This is a genomic window from Pseudoduganella namucuonensis (assembly GCF_900116645.1).
Taxonomy (GTDB): Bacteria; Pseudomonadota; Gammaproteobacteria; order Burkholderiales; family Burkholderiaceae_D; genus Rugamonas; species Rugamonas namucuonensis.
This window is the reverse complement of record NZ_FPBO01000003.1, coordinates 70,956-85,609: the sequence shown is the minus strand read 5'-3', so window position 1 is coordinate 85,609 and position 14,654 is coordinate 70,956. Positions and strand designations below refer to the sequence as shown.

The following is a 14,654-nucleotide window of genomic DNA, read 5'->3' as shown; positions in this document are numbered from 1 at the left end:
TCAGGCGGCTTGCAGGGCGTCGACCAGGATGCGGCCGTCCAGCAGGCGCAGCGTGCGCGAGGCTTGCGCCGCGTGGGCCGGCGAGTGCGTCACCATGATCACGGTGGTGCCGTCCGCGTTGATCTGGCGCAGGATGCGCATCACCTCGTCGCCGTGCGCCGTGTCCAGGTTGCCGGTCGGCTCGTCGGCCAGCAGCATGGCGGGGTTGGCCACCAGCGCGCGCGCGATCGCCACGCGCTGCTGCTGGCCGCCGGACAGCTGCGACGGCCGGTGTTTGGCGCGGTGCGCCACGCCCAGCTTGTCCAGCATGGCGGCCACCCGCTCGCGCCGCTCGCGGGGCGGCACGTCCATGTATTCCAGCGCCAGCTCCACGTTCTCGGCCACCGTCAATTCCTCGATCAGGTTGAAGCCCTGGAAGATGAAGCCGACGCGGCCGCGCCGCAGCTGGTTCAGCCGCGCCTCGCCCCAGCCGGCCACGTTCTGGCCGTCGAACCAGTACTCGCCGCTGTCGGGGCTGTCGAGCATGCCCAGCATGGCCAGCAGCGTGGATTTGCCGCAGCCGGACGGCCCGGTGATCGCGACGTACTCGCCGGCCTCGATCTCCAGGTTGATGCGGTCCAGCGCGGTGGTGCGGACTTCGCCGCCCTGGTAGGTCTTGCAGACGTTGGAAAGCTTGAGCATGCCGTTTCTCTGTTGGGATAGCGATGTTGGGGCCATTATCATCTCCGGGTCCGTATCAATGAAAATCTTATTTGGTGAATCGCGCCGGGCCGGGCCGGCATGGCCGATTCGATGACTGCTTGAATCGCAACTTCCATGCCACGCGCCGATCGCGCCCGATCGCGCCGGATCGGACGGCGCGGGCCCGCCGGCTGTCCGATAGCGGACGCGGCGGGTGTGCGTTTCCGGACAGTGGGCCTCTAGCGCCCGGTCAACTCGCGGCAAGCCTTGGGATGGGCGGGACGGAAGTGGCAATCCAGCGCCAGGAAGAAGTCGCGCGTGGTGCCGTGCTCGTCGCGGTAGCGCTCGATGATGCGGTCGATCTCGCCGGAGGCGTAGATGGCCGCCAGGCCGCGCTCGAACATGTCGCGCTGGGCCTCGGTGCGGAACGCCATCCAGTACATATTGCCGGGGCCGAGCACGTCGTGGTAGACCAGCTCCCGCTGGCGCGCGCGCCAGTCCGGCATCTGCCTGCTCAGGTAGTAGTGGAAGATGTCGCGCTGCGAGACGATCACGTCGGTGCGTTCGATGAACAGCGACGCCGACGGCATCGCCTCCGCCTCGCGGTAGTTGGGGTTCCCCGCCATGGCGGCGCGGTAGGCCGGGCCGAGCACCTCGTGCGCGCGGCGGAAGGCGGTCACCCGCAGGCGCGCCAGGTCGTCCAGGCCGGACAGCGCGGGCACGCGCGCGCGCACGGCGATGGCCACGTTGCGGAAGTAGGTCACCGGCCAGCGGCTGAGCACGGCGCCCGGGCCGCTGGTCTCCGGCTTGGCGGAGGTGCTGATGTCGGCCGTGCCGTCGCGCAGGGCTTGTTCCATGCGCACATGGGGCAGGTAGATGAATTCGGCGCGCACCCGCTGGCTGGCGAGGGCTGCGCGCATCACGTCCACCAGCATGCCGGACTGGTGGCCGGGCATGACGAAGGGCGCGATCGCGTTCTGCAGGCCGATGCGGATTGGCCTGTCGCCGCCGGGGGCGGCATTGGCCGGAGCGGCCGCCGCCGCGTGGCCCAGGCAGGCCGCCGCGCACAGCGCCGCCGCCCATGCCCTTCCCACCGCCTGCAGAATGTCACGCATGCGCGCCCCCACGTGTATGTAGCAGCTTCCCAAGGCCATTTTATACGCCGCGCGCTGCCCTTGGGCAATCGCCGTTGCATTGATTCGATAATTCGACTATTATCGAAATATAGAACCTTCAGGATGATTCTCATGGAAACGAAAGCGGTATTGGCCGCGCTGGCCGCGCTGGCGCAGGAATCCAGGCTGGCCGCGTTCCGGCTGCTGGTGCAGATCGGCCCGCGGGGGCTGGCGGCCAGCAGGATCGCCGAGGAGCTGGACATGGCGCCGTCGTCGCTGTCCTTCCACCTGAAGGAGCTGGCCCACGCGGGCCTGGTCACGGCGCGCCAGGATGGGCGCTTCGTCATCTACAGCGCCAACTTCGACACCATGAACGGCGTGCTGTCCTTCCTCACCGACAACTGTTGCGCCGGCCAGGGCTGCCTGCCCTCCGCGAAATGCACCCCCACCACCACGGAAGCACAATGAACGTACTGATACTCTGCACCGGCAACTCCTGCCGCTCGATCCTGGGCGAGGCCACCTTCAACCATCTGGCCCCGGCCGGCTGGCGCGCCATCAGCGCCGGCAGCAAGCCGGCCGGCTACGTCCACCCGCGATCCCTGGCGCTGCTGGCCCGCGAGGGCATCTCCACCGAGGGCTGCCACAGCAAATCGTGGGACGGGCTGCCGGTGACGCCGGACATCGTCATCACCGTTTGCGGCAGCGCGGCCGGCGAGACCTGCCCCGCCTATCTGGGCGACGTGACGCGCGCCCACTGGGGCGTGGAGGACCCCGCCCACGCCACCGGCACCGAGGAGGAGATCGACGCCGCCTTCATGCTGGCCTACCGCGTGCTGCGCGCCCGCATCGAGGCCTTCCTCGCGCTGCCGCTGGAAGAGCTCAAGGGCGACCGGGCGCGCCTGAAGGCGGAGCTGGACCGCATCGGCGGCCTGCACGCGGCGGCGCGGCCATGACCCTGTCGCGCCGTCTCGTCGCCGAGGGCCTGGGCAGCGCCATGCTGCTGGCGGTGGTGGTCGGCTCGGGCATCATGGCCGAGCGCCTGGCCGGCGGCAACGTGGCCATCGCGTTGCTGGCCAACGCCATCGCCACCGGCGCCGGGCTGGTCGCGCTGATCCTGGTGTTCGGACCCGTCTCGGGCGCCCATTTCAACCCGGTCGTCACGCTGTCCGAGGCCTGGCAGCGCAACGTGCCCGCGCGCGAAGTGCCGCTGTACCTGGCGGCCCAGGTGGCGGGCGCGTTCGCCGGCGTGGCGGCCGCGCACGGCATGTTCGGCGAGGCGCTGTTCCACGCCTCCAGCCACGCGCGCACCGGGCCGGCGCAATGGTGGAGCGAATGCGTGGCCACGTTCGGGCTGATCGCCGTCATCATCGGCTGCTCGCGCAGCCGCCCGGCCGTGACGCCGTTCGCGGTGGCGGCCTACATCACGGCGGCGTACTGGTTCACCTCGTCCACCTCGTTCGCCAACCCCGCCGTCACCCTGGCGCGCGCCGCGACCGACACCTTCGCCGGCATCCGGCCCGCCGACGCGCCCGGCTTCATCGCCGCGCAACTGGTGGGCGCGGCGCTGGCCACCATCGTGTTTTGCTGGCTGTACCCGGCGGCGCCCGCCGGGGCCACGGTCGGCGGCACTGTCGCGCCGGGCGATTTCGCGCCGGCGCATGAGCAACGACAGGAGACCCCATGAGCATTCCTTCCCTGCCCAACATCAAGGCCGAACTGCTGGACACGCCGGACCTGGCCAGGCTCGAGCCGGTCGGCGACTTCAGCCATCCGCCGCGCATCCTGCTGCTGTACGGCTCCCTGCGCGAGCGCTCGTTCAGCCGCTTCCTCACCGAGGAGGCGGCGCGCATCCTCGCCCATTTCGGCGCCGAGGTGAGGATCTTCGATCCCACCGAGCTGCCGATGGCCGGCAGCGTGCCCGAGACGCATCCCAAGGTGGTGGAGCTGCGCGCGCTGTCGCTGTGGTCCGAGGGCCAGGTGTGGTGCAGCCCCGAGCGCCATGGCGCCGTCACCGCCGTGATGAAGAACCAGATCGACTGGATACCGCTGGAACAGGGCGCCGTGCGTCCCAGCCAGGGCCGCACCCTGGCCGTGATGCAGGTGTGCGGCGGTTCGCAATCGTTCAACGTGGTCAACACCCTGCGCCTGCTGGGGCGCTGGATGCGCATGTTCACCATCCCCAACCAGTCGTCGGTGCCGATGGCCTACAAGGAGTTCGACGAGGCCGGCCGCATGCGTCCCTCCGCCTACTACGAGCGGGTGGTGGACGTGATGGAGGAACTATTCAAAATGACGCTACTGCTGCGCGGCCGCACGGACTATCTGACCGACCGCTACAGTGAGCGCAACGAGCGCGCCGCGAAGGCCATCGACCGCCAGCTGCAAAAAATCTGATGCCCAGCGGCATTGCCGAAATTGCATTAAGCTATGGTTTTCATCTTCGTCCGAACGCCATGAACGCCATCGTCGCGCCAGCCACCATCGACCTGCGCCCAGCCACGGCGGACGACCTGCCGGGCATCGAACGCCTGCTGGCCGGCGCCGGCCTGCCGTCGCCGGGCGCGGACGCGCACCCGTCCCTGTTCGTCGTCGGCGAGGGCGCCGATGGCCTGGTCTGCGCCGGCGGCATGGAGCGCCACGGCGCCTTCGCCCTGCTGCGCTCGGTCGTGGTGGCGGACGGCGCGCGCGGCCTGGGCCTCGGCAAGCGCGTGCTGGCCCGCCTGCTCGAGCAGGGCCGCAGGCTGGACATCACGGGCTTCTACCTGCTCACCACCGCCGCCGTCGACTACTTCAAGACGGCGGGCTTCGCCGTCACCACGCGCTCGCGCGTGCCGCTTGCGGTGCGCCAGTCCAGCCAGTTCCAGGGCGTCTGCCCGGACAGCGCGGTCGTCATGTCCCTGTGCCTCGACCGCGGCGGCCAACCCAACTGAGGCACGCCATGATCAGACCCGCCACCGCCGCCGACGCCGCGGCCATCGCCGCCATCTACAACCACTACGTGGCGACCACCACCATCTCCTTCGAGGAGCATCCGGTCGGCGAGGCGGAGATGGCCGAACGCATCGCCGGCGTCACGGCCAGGCTGCCGTGGCTGGTGTGCGAGCGTGACGGCGCCGTCAAGGGCTACGCCTACGCCACGCCTTGGCGGGTGCGCAGCGCCTACCGCTATTCGGTGGAAAGCAGCGTCTACGTGTCGCCGGACCACCCGCGCCAAGGCGTGGGCAAGCGCCTGTACCTGGCGCTCATCGAGGAGCTGCGCGCGCGCGGCATCCACATGGTGATCGGCGGCATCGCCCAGCCCAACGAGGGCAGCGTGGCGCTGCACGAGTCGGTGGGCTTCGTCAAGGTGGCGCACTTCAAGGAGGTCGGCTGGAAATTCGAGCGCTGGGTCGACGTGGGATACTGGGAATTGCGCCTCGATACCGATCCACCGCCATAGTTGCTATCTTGTGCAACCGATATGAGGCACCTGAGCGGGCATCAATAATTTGCCAAAGTACTAAGGCTCTTGTGTATATCTGGTTCACCGAAGGAGTAGCATGAAGCAAGCCGTTTTGACCGCGCCCCCCGCCGTGGAGGGCGCCGCGTGAGCCCCACTTTCCCCATGTGGCCGTCGGCCGAGTTGTCCCCCATGCGTTCCGGCTACGAGTTGTTGACCAAGGCGGTGGCCGGCGCGCTGCGCCACGCCAACGAGGGCGCGCTGCCGCCGTTCGCGCGCACGCTGGGCCTGCCCCAGTCCGAGCTGATGACCGCGCGGGCTTGCTGCCTGCCCGGCCGCGACGCGCAGACGCCGATCCCGGAATCGAAATACGCCGCCATCGTCGGCACCGTGCCCAGCATGTTCAGCGACCTGGTGGCCATGATGATGGCGCGCCGCACGCCCGAGGCGGACGCGCGGCACGTGGACTGGCTGGCGCGCGCCTTCGCGGCGGCCAGCCTGGGGCGGCGCTTCCTGTGGCAAGACCTGGGGCTGGCGGGCCGCCACGAAATCACCGCGCTGATGAAGCTTTATTTCCACCCGCTATACAAGCGCAACACCACGGACCTGAAGTGGAAGCGCTTCCTGTACCTGGAGCTGGGCTCGCAGCACGGCAACCAGGACCTGCGGCCGCCGGGATGCGCCAGCTGCGGCCAGTTCACGGCCTGCTACCTCACCGGCCGCTGAGCCGGCGCACGCGGCCCGGCCCCGCTCAGCACAGCGACAGCAGCGCGGCGGCGGCCAGCACATTCTCCGGCAGCAGCAGGCTGTGCACGGCCCAGGCGCACAGGGCCGCCAGCGCGCACAGCAGCGCGACGGCGCCGCGCGCCCTCATGCCGGCTGCGCGCGCGCGATGGCGCGGTCGTCGATGGGCCAGTGCAGCATGGCCGCCACCAGCCCGGCCAGCACCGAGGCCGCCCACATCGGCTCGTACGAGCGGGTGGCGTCGTACAGCGCGCCGCCCAGCCACACGCCCAGGAAGCCGCCCAGCTGGTGGCCCACGAACACCAGGCCGAACAGCGTGGAAATGTAGCGCACGCCGAACACCTGCGACACCAGGCCGTTCGTCAGCGGAACCGTGCCCAGCCAGGTCAGTCCCATCGCGCCGGCGAACAGATAGATGCTGGCGCTGCTGATCGGCATGACGAAGAACAACAGCATGGCGGTCGAGCGTATCAGGTACAGATAGGCCAGCAGGCGCTTGCGGCGGTACAGCGCGCCCATCTGGCCGCACGCGTAGGTGCCGGCCACGTTGGCCAGCGCCACGATGGCCAGCGCCGTCACGCCCGTGCGCGCCGAATAGCCCTTGTCCAGCAGATAGGCCGGCAGGTGGCCGGCGATGAAGGCCAGCTGGAAGCCGCAGGCGAAGAAGCCCAGGTTCAGCAGCCAGAAGCCGGGATGCGCCAGCGCCTCGCGGATCGCCTGCCGCATCGACTGGCCCGCCTGCCGGGACGAGGCCGCGCCGACGGCGGCGCCGTCGTTCAGCGTCCAGGCCAGCGGCGCCGCCAGCGCCAGCGCGCACGCCATCGCGGCCAGCGCCGCCATCCAGCCATGGGCGGTGATCAGCCCCTGCGCCGCCGGCACCATGGCGAACTGGCCCACGCCGCCCACCGCGCCCGCCAGCCCCAGCGCCCAGCCGCGCCGTTGCGGCGGCACGATGCGGCTGAGCGCGCCGTACACGGTGCCGAAGGCCGTGCCGGACAGCGCCATGCCGATCAGCACACCGCCCGTCAACGCCAGCTCCATGCTGGTGGCCGCGTGCGCCATCAGGTACAGGCCCAGCGCGTACAGCGCGCAGGCGCCGAACAGCACCCGGCGCGAGCCGTAGCGGTCCGCCACCATGCCGGTGAGCGGCTGCGCCAGGCCCCACACCAGGTTTTGCAGCGCGATGGCCAGCGCGAACTCCTCCCTGCCCCAGCCGCGCGCCGACGTCATCGGCAGCATGAACAAGCCCTGCACGTGGCGCACGCCCAGCGCCAGGCCCATGATGACGCCGCCGCACAGCACGGCCGCCAGCGGCGTTTTCAACAACCTCATCGCGTTCTCCCCGTTTGTCCAATGGGGCAAGGATAGTCAGGAGGAGGGGCGCCGCGCCAACGCTCAATTCGCATCCCATCCATGCGCCGCACGCATGGATGGGATGAAAAGTCCGCGTTTGTTGTCGCCGCGGGAGAGGCGCAGACTGCGTACAGATCATGCGTTCAAGGAGACCGCCATGCGTTACATACTGGATCCCCGGGAAGCCGCCGCCCTGGCGCCGGCGCGCGCCACCCGCTTGCACTGCGTGACTGGCTTGCTGTGGCTGGTTGGCCAGCGCGACGGCGCGGACCGCCTGCTGGCCGCCGGCGAGAGCGCGGACTTGCCGGCGGGGCAGCGGCATTACCTGTCCAGCCTGGGCGCGGCCGGACCGGCGGCGTTCGAGCTGAGCGCGCCGGTGGCGCTCGAGACGGCCGGTGTCTCGCGCGTGTCGTGGCTGGGAGTGGCGCCGCCGGTGCCGGGCGTCCGGTCCGCCCGGTCAGCCCTGGGCGGACTGCTGGAGCGGCTGCGCCATCTGCTGTGAGGTCAGCGCCATCTGCCCGGCCAGCCAGTCGCGGAACAGCGCCACCTCGCGGCGCGGCTGGGGCGTGGCGTCGATCAGCCAATAGCCATGGCCGTCCACCCGCATGCGCTGGTCCATCTGGGCCACCAGGCGGCCATCCCTCAGCATCGGCAGGACGAGGGCCAGGCGGCCCAGCGCCACGCCATGGCCCTCGATGGCCGCCTGGACCACCTGGTCGTACTGGTTGAAGTGCAGGAAGCCCCGCGCCTGGCGCTGCTCCAGTCCACGCGACTGCAGCCAATGCGCCCAGTGGAGCCATGGATGGCCGCGGTCGTCCAGGTCCAGCAGCACATGGCGCAGCAGCGCGTCCGGCTCGGCGAAGGCGCTGGCGGCGACCGCCTTGCTGGCCACCGGCACCACCGCCTCCTCGAACAGCCGCAGCGCGCCCGGCGGCGCTTGCGCCGCGCCGCTGTAGCGTATCGCCAGGTCCACATCCTCCTGTTGCAGATCCAGCAGCCGGTTGCTGGCCGCCACCCGGATATCGACGTGCGGATGGGCCGCCTGGAAGGCGCCCAGGCGCGGCAGGATCCACAGCGCCGCCACGCCGATGCTGGCCGACACCGTCACTGGCCGCAGGCGCGCGTTGCGCTGCAAGCCGTCGGCCAGGTCCGCCAGCCGGTCCATCCACGGCGATGCCAGCGCGAACAGCTGCTCGCCCGCCTCCGTCAGCGCGATGCTGCGGTTACCGCGGACAAACAGCGGCACGCCCAGCCGCTCCTCCAGCGCCTGGATCTGCCGGCTCACGGCCGACTGCGTCAGACACAGATCCCCGGCCGCCGCCGTGATGCTCATGCGCCGCGCCGCGGCCACGAAGCCGCGCAGCGCGTCCAACGGAGGCAGGTTGAGTAAGCGGTTCTGCATGAAGACTCCGCAAAAAGGTGGGCACGCGATCGAACGCCTAGTGTACCCACCCCGCCCCCCGCAACCAAGCCCGAAAAGTTACCCCACCTACATCGGTGTCAGGCGCGACATTCGGACATTTTGGGCGCATAGCGCACGTTTTGTCCGAATGTCGCGCCTGACACCGATGTTATTGTGATAACTATTGGAAGGGCTGTTCGTAGTGGAGGCGCAGGGCGGTGGTGCTGGGCGCCAAGGTGTCGCGGGCGGTGATGCCTTCGTGGCTGGCGTGGCGCAGGGAGCTGGGGCGGTCTTGCTTCAGCGCGTTGGCGATGCCGAGCCGTAGTTGGCCGCGCCGCGGCAGTTTCCATAGCGCGTAGGCGTCCAGCATCCGCGCGGGACCGCTGTCGCTGACGAGGAAGGGCGTGAGCCGCGCCTGGCCTCCCCCTTGCAGATTGAAGTTCCAGCCGGCGCTCCATTGCGCCGCGCGGTAGTCGAGGCCGGCGTTCACGCTGTACGGCGTCTGCTCGGCCAGCCGGTTGCGCGGCCCGGGCACGTGGTCCACGCGCGACCAGTGGCGCGCCGCGTTGAGGCGCAGGTCGATGGCGGGCGCCTTCGCGTGCAGGGCGCCGAGCGGGAGGCGGGCGTCGAATTCGATGCCGCGCGCGCTGGCGCGGCCCTCGTTGGCCAGGGTGCCCACCCACACGCCGCGCTCCTCGAACAGCCGCTGCACCGTGACGTCGGCGATGCGGCGCGCATAGGCGGAGACGCCGACCATGCCGCTCTCGCCGATATGGCGCTCGTAGCCCGCGTCCACGCCCCACGCCAGTTCCGGCCGCAGGCCGGGGTTGCCTTGCACGTCGGGGTTGGTGGGGCCGTTGCCGTTGTTGGCGGTGTAGCGGCGCGGCACCAGGTTGCGCGTCAGCGGCGCCTTGTAGGTGCGGGACAGCGCGACCCGCAGCTGGTGCCGCTCCGGCAGCTTCCACAGTACTTGCGCCACCGGACTCCATACGCTGGACCTGTTGCCCGCGCGCGCCATCGCGCGGCCGGTGGTGGCGGTGTCCAGGCCTTCCCAGCGCAGTCCGAGATAGGCCTGCAGGCGCGGCGCGACGTCCCATTCGTCCTGCGCGTAGAGCGCCAGCCGTTTCACGTCCGCCGTGTAGTCCTGGTCCAGTGGCGGCGCTGCCTCGGCCGATGGCGCGCTGTCGCGCTGCGAACGCGTTTCGCGGCGGCGCGTGTAGCTGCCGTCCCAGCCGGCGGCCAAGTTGTGGCCCGGCCATAGCGGGGCGCTGTATTTGCCGCCGCTGGTGGCACCGTCGTCGCTGGCGCTGGAGCGCACCGCGCGCAGCAGCGTGGGCGCGCCGGCGTGGTCCGCGCCGGTGAACAGATACGCCACGCGGCGGCGGCTGGCGTTCACGCCGGCCTTGGCGGCGAGCTTGCCGTCGCCCGCCAGCGCGCGCGTCCACGCGAGGTCGCTGCGCAGCGCGTCGTTGCCGGTGCTGGAGCGCCAGCGCGATTCGGGCGAGCGCGTGGCGCCGCCCAGCAGGGTGGATTCATGGGACTCGCCGTGGTTGGTGGCGCGCGTCAGGTCCAGCAGGCTTTGCCAGGTGACGGTGCCGCCGCCCTCCAGCGTCCAGTTCAGGCGCGGGGCCAGGCCGGCCTTGTGGATGCGCGCGCCGTAGCGCTCGCGGAAGACGCGCAGCGTGCGCACTTCGCCGCCCGCGTCGGACAGGCTTTCCGTCACCCGCTGCGCGCCGTCGTAGCCGCTGCTGCCCAGCGTGGCCGCGACGGTGTACGAGCGGCCGCCATCGCGCCCGCCCGCCTGCAAAGTGGCCGATGGATTCCAGTGGCCCTGGTCGCGCTCCAGGCCCAGTTTGAGGTCGCGCTGCCGGTCGCGGACGACGCCTTTTCTCAGGATGACGTTGACGCTGCCGGCGATGGCCTGCGCGCTGAATTCCGCGCTGGCGCTGCGCATGATTTCGATGCGCTCGACCAGCTCGGGCGCGAGCGCGTCGATGGAAAATCCCGGCGGCGCGGGGTCGCCGTTGACGAGGATTTGCGTGTAGCCGGCGCCCAGGCCGCGCATGCGCAATTCGCCGCCGGAGACGGTCAGACCCGGCTGCCGTTTCAGCGCGCCGGACAAGGCGCCGTCGCCATATCGCAGCAGCTCGTCGCGGCCGACGACGATCTTTCCGGCGGTGTCGTTGGCGCGCATGGCGAGCGCGCCGGGGCCGGCGATTTCCACGCGCGGCATGTCGGGGCCGTCGGCGGCGTGCGCGGCGCGGCACAGCGCGCAGGCCAGGGGTATCAGTGTGGTTTTCATGGCGGCGAGTGTAGCGATCGCCCCGCCGCCGCGCAGCACGCGTGTGACGAACGGCCGCCGGCGCGGGACGAGCGCCGGCCGGTGGATGTCAGGTCTGTCTCGCCTCGTCGTCTTCCCGCTCCAGCCAGTCGGTGGCTTCCCGCAGCGTCAGTTCCAGCACCGCGCGCACTTCGGCGACCAGCGCCGGCAGCTCGGCGTCGCGCTGGGCGGCGATCGCCTCTTCGGCGCTGAGCGTGGCGCGGATCAGGCGCTTGGCGCCCAGCACGCCGATGGCGCCGCGCAGGCCGTGCAGGATCTTCGCGGCGTCGACCAGGCGGCCCTCGCGCACCGCCTGGTCGACCTCGTTGGCCGGCTGCATGCCGCCGGCCAGCGCGCCGCGCACCATCTTGAACATGACCGCGCGGCCCTTGGGATCCTTGCCCATCACGCGCATCAGGCTGTCCATGCTGAACACGGGCTCGGCGCCGACGGGCGCCACCGTGGCCGGCGCGGGCGGGGATACCGGCGCCGCCTCGGGGACCGCTCCGGCCGCGCCGGCCTTGCCGTGTGCCGGCAGGTGCCGTTCGATCACCGCCAGCATCTCCTCCACCACGACCGGCTTGGCGATGAAGTCGCTGATGCCCGCCTCCACGCAGCGGTCGCGCTCCGAGGCCAGCACGCCGGCCGTCATGGCGATCACCGGCAGCGTCAGTTTCAGTTCGCGGCGCAGCGTGGCGGTGGCGCTGAAGCCGTCCAGCACCGGCATCTGCATGTCCATCAGCACGATGTCGTAGCGCCGGGCGTCGGCGCGCAGCGCGTCGACCGCCTGCTGGCCGTCGCCCACCACGTCCAGCGTGGCGCCGGCGTGCTCCAGGATGCCGCGCGCCACCGCCTGGTTCAGCAGGTTGTCCTCCACCAGCAGGAAGTGCGCGCCGCGCAAGCGGCCCGCGACGCCGCGCGGCGCGGCCGCGCCGTCCTCGCCGGCGGATTTGGCCGCCAGCGCCTGGTGCAGCGCGTCGAACAGGCTGGAGGCGGTGATCGGTTTGACCAGCACCACGTCGGCCTCCGGCGCGCCGGAGATCTGCTCCAGGCGGCCGCGCGCGAACGCGTTCACCATCATCACCACCGGTTGCGCATGGGCGCCGGCCGATGCGCGCACCTCCCGCGCCAGCGCGCGCGCGCCCAGGCCGTCCAGGTGCCAGTCGGCCAGCACCACGTCGTGCGGCCGTTGCGCCGCCAGCCGCGCGCGGTAGCGCTCCAGGCCCTCCTCGGCGGACGCCGCCTCGTCGACCTCCCAGCCCCAGGCGCGTATCAGCTTGCCCAGCAGTTCGCGGCTGGTGCCGCTGTCGTCCACCACCAGCGCGCGCAATGGGCCGGGCGCGGGCCTGCGCGCCGGCCCGGCCGCCGGCAGCACGCGGAACGGCAGGCTGAACCAGAAGCGGGTGCCTTCGCCGGCCACGCTGCGCACGGCGATCTCGCCGCCCAGCAGCTCGATCAGGCGCTTGGTGATGGCCAGCCCCAGGCCGGTGCCGCCGAAGCGGCGCGTGATGCTCTCGTCGCCCTGCGAGAAGGCGTTGAACAACTGTGCCTGCTGCGCCTGGCCGATGCCGATGCCGGTGTCGCTGACCTCGAAGCGCAGCACCGCCTCCGAGCTGGCCTCGTCGCGCCGCTCCACGCCCACCCGCACCACCACCTCGCCATGCTCGGTGAACTTGATGGCGTTGCTGGCCAGGTTCACCAGGATCTGCTGCAGCCGCAGCGCGTCGCCGTGCAGCAGCCGCGGCACGTCCGGCTGCACGGCGATGGCCAGTTCCAGTTCCTTCTCGCCGGCGTTCATGCTCATGGTGGTGGCCAGTGTGCCCATGGTCTCGTCCAGGTCGAAATCGACCGGCGCCAGCTCCATGCGGCGCGCCTCGATCTTGGAGAAGTCCAGCACGTCGTTCAGGATCGCCAGCAGGGTCTGGCCCGAGGCCTGCACCATCGTCAGGAATTTGCGCTGCTGCGCCGTCAGCGGCGTGTTCCCCAGCAGGTAGGCCATGCCCAGTACGGCGTTCATCGGGGTGCGGATCTCGTGGCTCATGTTGGCCACGAAATCGCTCTTGGCGCGGTTGGCCGCCTCGGCGCGGTCGCGCGCCTGTTCCAGCTCGGCCGCGCGCGCCTCCACCTCGCCGCGCAGGCGGTGCCGTTCGGTGATGTCGGCGATCATCGCCAGCACCTTGACGCCGTCGCCGCCGCGGATCGCGCTCAGGTTGATCTCCACCGGGAACACGCCGCCGTCCTTGCGCAGGCCGTACAGGTCGCGCCCTTCGCCCATGCGCACCGGCTCGGGCGTCAGCCGCGTCGACGAGAAGCCCTGGCGCAGCTGCTGGTGGGTGGCGCGCAGCTCGGCCGGCACCAGGATCTCGACGGCCCGCCCCAGCACCTCGTCCCTCCCGTGGCCGAAGCGGCGCTCGGCCTCGCGGTTGAAGGTCTCGATGCGCCCTTCCCCGTCCACCACGACGATGGCGATCGGCGCCAGCTCGATCAGGTCGCCCAGGCGCGCGTCGGCGGCATGGCGCTGGCCCATGAGCTCATTGAAGGCGACGGTCAGCTCGCCGACCTCGTCCTGCTTGGCCACCGGGATGGGCGCAAAGGCGCCGGCGTCGGCGCGCATGCCCTGGATGGCGCGGCGCAGGCGTTCCAGCGGCGACAGCAGTTTCATCGTCAGCCAGCCGATCAGGGCGGCGGTGGCCAGCGACGCCAGCGCGCTCCAGACGGCCAGCCGGAACAGCATGTCCTCGAAGGGCGCGAACGCCTCCCGCTCCGGCAGCGAGGCGGCCAGTACCCAGTCCACCGACTTCAGCGCCTTGTAGCTGTTGAGCGCGCGCTCGCCGGCGCTGTTGACGCTCCTGACCGTGCCCTCGAAGCCCTCGTTGAGCGCGCGCGTGGTGGCCGGGTTGGCGTTCGGCTGGCGCGGCTTGAGCAGGCGCTCCAGTTCCGGGTGCAGCACGTACAGCGGCGTCTCGGACCGGGTCAGCGCGAAATAGTAGCCGGTGCGCCCCACCTTGGCCGTGCGCAGGTGGCCCAGCACGTTGTCCTTGTACAGCCGCAGCACGCCGATCAGCACCGCCCGCACCTCGCCCTTCTCGTCCAGCACCGGCGCGGCCATCTGCACGATGGGCTGCTTGCCGGTGCGGCCGATCACCGGCTCGGCGATCAGCGGCTGGCGGGTGGCCATCACGCGCTGGAAGTAGACCCGGTCGGCCGCGTTTACGCCCACCCGGTTCGCCACCACCGGCAGGTCGGCGATGACCTCGCCCCTGGGGTCCAGCACCAGCACGTCGTCGAACAGGGACAGCACCGCGCGGTCGGCGTAGTAGGCGCGCAGCGCGGTGACGTCGCCGGCGATGGCGGGCGGCTGGTTCCTGGCGGACAGGGCGATGATGCCCAGCAGCATGTTGAGCTTGTCGTCCAGCTCCTCGGCGGTGCGGTTGATCAGCGCCGTTTGCTGGGCGAACAGCACGCGCGTGAAATCCTCCTTCATGTGTCGCATTTGCACCACCATTACCAGCGCGACCATGGCGGCGGACGTGATGCTGGCTGCGAGGGCAACCTTGACTTTGATACCGAGCGGTTTCATGGGGTCCTTTGAAGGGC

General features: G+C 70.9%; 15 protein-coding genes. 8 read left to right on the top strand and 7 right to left on the bottom strand.

Features of this window, described 5'->3' with window-relative positions:
* Both BM436_RS04340 and BM436_RS04335 read right to left on the bottom strand, forming a co-directional pair.
* The gene (locus BM436_RS04340; RefSeq protein WP_093553911.1) at positions 1-681 is read right to left on the bottom strand and encodes an ABC transporter ATP-binding protein; all 681 of its coding nucleotides are present in this window, start codon (positions 679-681) and stop codon (positions 1-3) included.
* Positions 682-920: 239 nt separating this feature from the next.
* Positions 921-1,796, bottom strand: coding sequence for a substrate-binding periplasmic protein (locus BM436_RS04335; RefSeq protein ID WP_093553909.1), 876 nt, complete (start codon positions 1,794-1,796; stop codon positions 921-923).
* A 132-nt stretch (positions 1,797-1,928) separates the two neighbouring features.
* Here BM436_RS04335 and BM436_RS04330 point away from each other — a divergent pair, with 132 nt between their 5' ends.
* The 7 genes from BM436_RS04330 (at position 1,929) to BM436_RS04300 (ending at position 5,964) form a co-directional block, all read left to right on the top strand.
* Positions 1,929-2,264: an ArsR/SmtB family transcription factor gene (locus BM436_RS04330; protein WP_093553907.1), complete on the top strand. Its 336-nt coding sequence runs from the start codon at positions 1,929-1,931 to the stop codon at positions 2,262-2,264.
* Positions 2,261-2,752, top strand: a complete 492-nt coding sequence (locus tag BM436_RS04325; protein ID WP_093553905.1) for an arsenate reductase ArsC — start codon at positions 2,261-2,263, stop codon at positions 2,750-2,752. The genes BM436_RS04330 and BM436_RS04325 overlap by 4 nt, the downstream gene beginning before the upstream one ends.
* On the top strand, positions 2,749-3,483 hold the full coding sequence (locus BM436_RS04320; RefSeq protein WP_093553903.1) for an aquaporin: 735 nt from the start codon (positions 2,749-2,751) through the stop codon (positions 3,481-3,483). The genes BM436_RS04325 and BM436_RS04320 overlap by 4 nt, the downstream gene beginning before the upstream one ends.
* Positions 3,480-4,193 (top strand): arsenical resistance protein ArsH, encoded by a 714-nt coding sequence (arsH, locus tag BM436_RS04315; RefSeq protein ID WP_093553901.1) that lies wholly within the window; start codon positions 3,480-3,482, stop codon positions 4,191-4,193. Before BM436_RS04320 ends, arsH begins: the two co-directional genes overlap by 4 nt.
* A gap of 59 nt (positions 4,194-4,252) precedes the next feature.
* Complete coding sequence (gene arsN2 / locus BM436_RS04310; RefSeq protein WP_093553899.1) at positions 4,253-4,729, top strand: arsenic resistance N-acetyltransferase ArsN2; 477 nt, start codon at positions 4,253-4,255, stop codon at positions 4,727-4,729.
* An 8-nt stretch (positions 4,730-4,737) separates the two neighbouring features.
* The gene (locus tag BM436_RS04305) at positions 4,738-5,238 is read left to right on the top strand and encodes an arsinothricin resistance N-acetyltransferase ArsN1 family B (RefSeq protein WP_093553897.1); all 501 of its coding nucleotides are present in this window, start codon (positions 4,738-4,740) and stop codon (positions 5,236-5,238) included.
* Between the two features lie 147 nt (positions 5,239-5,385).
* Entirely contained in the window at positions 5,386-5,964 is a 579-nt protein-coding gene (locus BM436_RS04300; protein WP_143132956.1) for a nitrogen fixation protein NifQ, read from the top strand.
* Between the two features lie 25 nt (positions 5,965-5,989).
* On the opposite strand, the gene BM436_RS38315 is transcribed toward BM436_RS04300, so the two are convergent.
* Entirely contained in the window at positions 5,990-6,112 is a 123-nt protein-coding gene (locus BM436_RS38315) for a hypothetical protein (protein WP_259741424.1), read from the bottom strand.
* The gene (locus BM436_RS04295) at positions 6,109-7,314 is read right to left on the bottom strand and encodes an MFS transporter (protein WP_093553893.1); all 1,206 of its coding nucleotides are present in this window, start codon (positions 7,312-7,314) and stop codon (positions 6,109-6,111) included. The genes BM436_RS38315 and BM436_RS04295 overlap by 4 nt, the downstream gene beginning before the upstream one ends.
* Positions 7,315-7,492: 178 nt before the next feature.
* Here BM436_RS04295 and BM436_RS36925 point away from each other — a divergent pair, with 178 nt between their 5' ends.
* On the top strand, positions 7,493-7,837 hold the full coding sequence (locus tag BM436_RS36925; protein WP_177306949.1) for a DUF2917 domain-containing protein: 345 nt from the start codon (positions 7,493-7,495) through the stop codon (positions 7,835-7,837).
* Here the strand turns inward: BM436_RS36925 and BM436_RS04285 are convergent.
* The 3 genes from BM436_RS04285 to BM436_RS04275 form a co-directional block, all read right to left on the bottom strand.
* Positions 7,793-8,737, bottom strand: a complete 945-nt coding sequence (locus BM436_RS04285; protein WP_093553891.1) for a LysR substrate-binding domain-containing protein — start codon at positions 8,735-8,737, stop codon at positions 7,793-7,795. The genes BM436_RS36925 and BM436_RS04285 overlap by 45 nt on opposite strands.
* Positions 8,738-8,918: 181 nt before the next feature.
* On the bottom strand, positions 8,919-11,039 hold the full coding sequence (locus BM436_RS04280; RefSeq protein WP_229489049.1) for a TonB-dependent receptor plug domain-containing protein: 2,121 nt from the start codon (positions 11,037-11,039) through the stop codon (positions 8,919-8,921).
* 88 nt (positions 11,040-11,127) lie between these two features.
* Positions 11,128-14,637, bottom strand: coding sequence for a response regulator (locus BM436_RS04275; RefSeq protein WP_093553889.1), 3,510 nt, complete (start codon positions 14,635-14,637; stop codon positions 11,128-11,130).
* Positions 14,638-14,654 lie beyond the last annotated feature (17 nt).

What these genes read in the sequence shown, in the direction of transcription:
- BM436_RS04340 (WP_093553911.1), bottom strand. Translation starts at nt 681, where the DNA reads ATGCTCAAGCTTTCCAACGTCTGCAAGACCTACCAGGGCGGCGAAGTC.
- BM436_RS04335 (WP_093553909.1), bottom strand. Translation starts at nt 1,796, where the DNA reads ATGCGTGACATTCTGCAGGCGGTGGGAAGGGCATGGGCGGCGGCGCTG.
- BM436_RS04330 (WP_093553907.1), top strand. Translation starts at nt 1,929, where the DNA reads ATGGAAACGAAAGCGGTATTGGCCGCGCTGGCCGCGCTGGCGCAGGAA.
- BM436_RS04325 (WP_093553905.1), top strand. Translation starts at nt 2,261, where the DNA reads ATGAACGTACTGATACTCTGCACCGGCAACTCCTGCCGCTCGATCCTG.
- BM436_RS04320 (WP_093553903.1), top strand. Translation starts at nt 2,749, where the DNA reads ATGACCCTGTCGCGCCGTCTCGTCGCCGAGGGCCTGGGCAGCGCCATG.
- arsH (WP_093553901.1), top strand. Translation starts at nt 3,480, where the DNA reads ATGAGCATTCCTTCCCTGCCCAACATCAAGGCCGAACTGCTGGACACG.
- arsN2 (WP_093553899.1), top strand. Translation starts at nt 4,253, where the DNA reads ATGAACGCCATCGTCGCGCCAGCCACCATCGACCTGCGCCCAGCCACG.
- BM436_RS04305 (WP_093553897.1), top strand. Translation starts at nt 4,738, where the DNA reads ATGATCAGACCCGCCACCGCCGCCGACGCCGCGGCCATCGCCGCCATC.
- BM436_RS38315 (WP_259741424.1), bottom strand. Translation starts at nt 6,112, where the DNA reads ATGAGGGCGCGCGGCGCCGTCGCGCTGCTGTGCGCGCTGGCGGCCCTG.
- BM436_RS04295 (WP_093553893.1), bottom strand. Translation starts at nt 7,314, where the DNA reads ATGAGGTTGTTGAAAACGCCGCTGGCGGCCGTGCTGTGCGGCGGCGTC.
- BM436_RS36925 (WP_177306949.1), top strand. Translation starts at nt 7,493, where the DNA reads ATGCGTTACATACTGGATCCCCGGGAAGCCGCCGCCCTGGCGCCGGCG.
- BM436_RS04285 (WP_093553891.1), bottom strand. Translation starts at nt 8,737, where the DNA reads ATGCAGAACCGCTTACTCAACCTGCCTCCGTTGGACGCGCTGCGCGGC.
- BM436_RS04280 (WP_229489049.1), bottom strand. Translation starts at nt 11,039, where the DNA reads ATGAAAACCACACTGATACCCCTGGCCTGCGCGCTGTGCCGCGCCGCG.
- BM436_RS04275 (WP_093553889.1), bottom strand. Translation starts at nt 14,637, where the DNA reads ATGAAACCGCTCGGTATCAAAGTCAAGGTTGCCCTCGCAGCCAGCATC.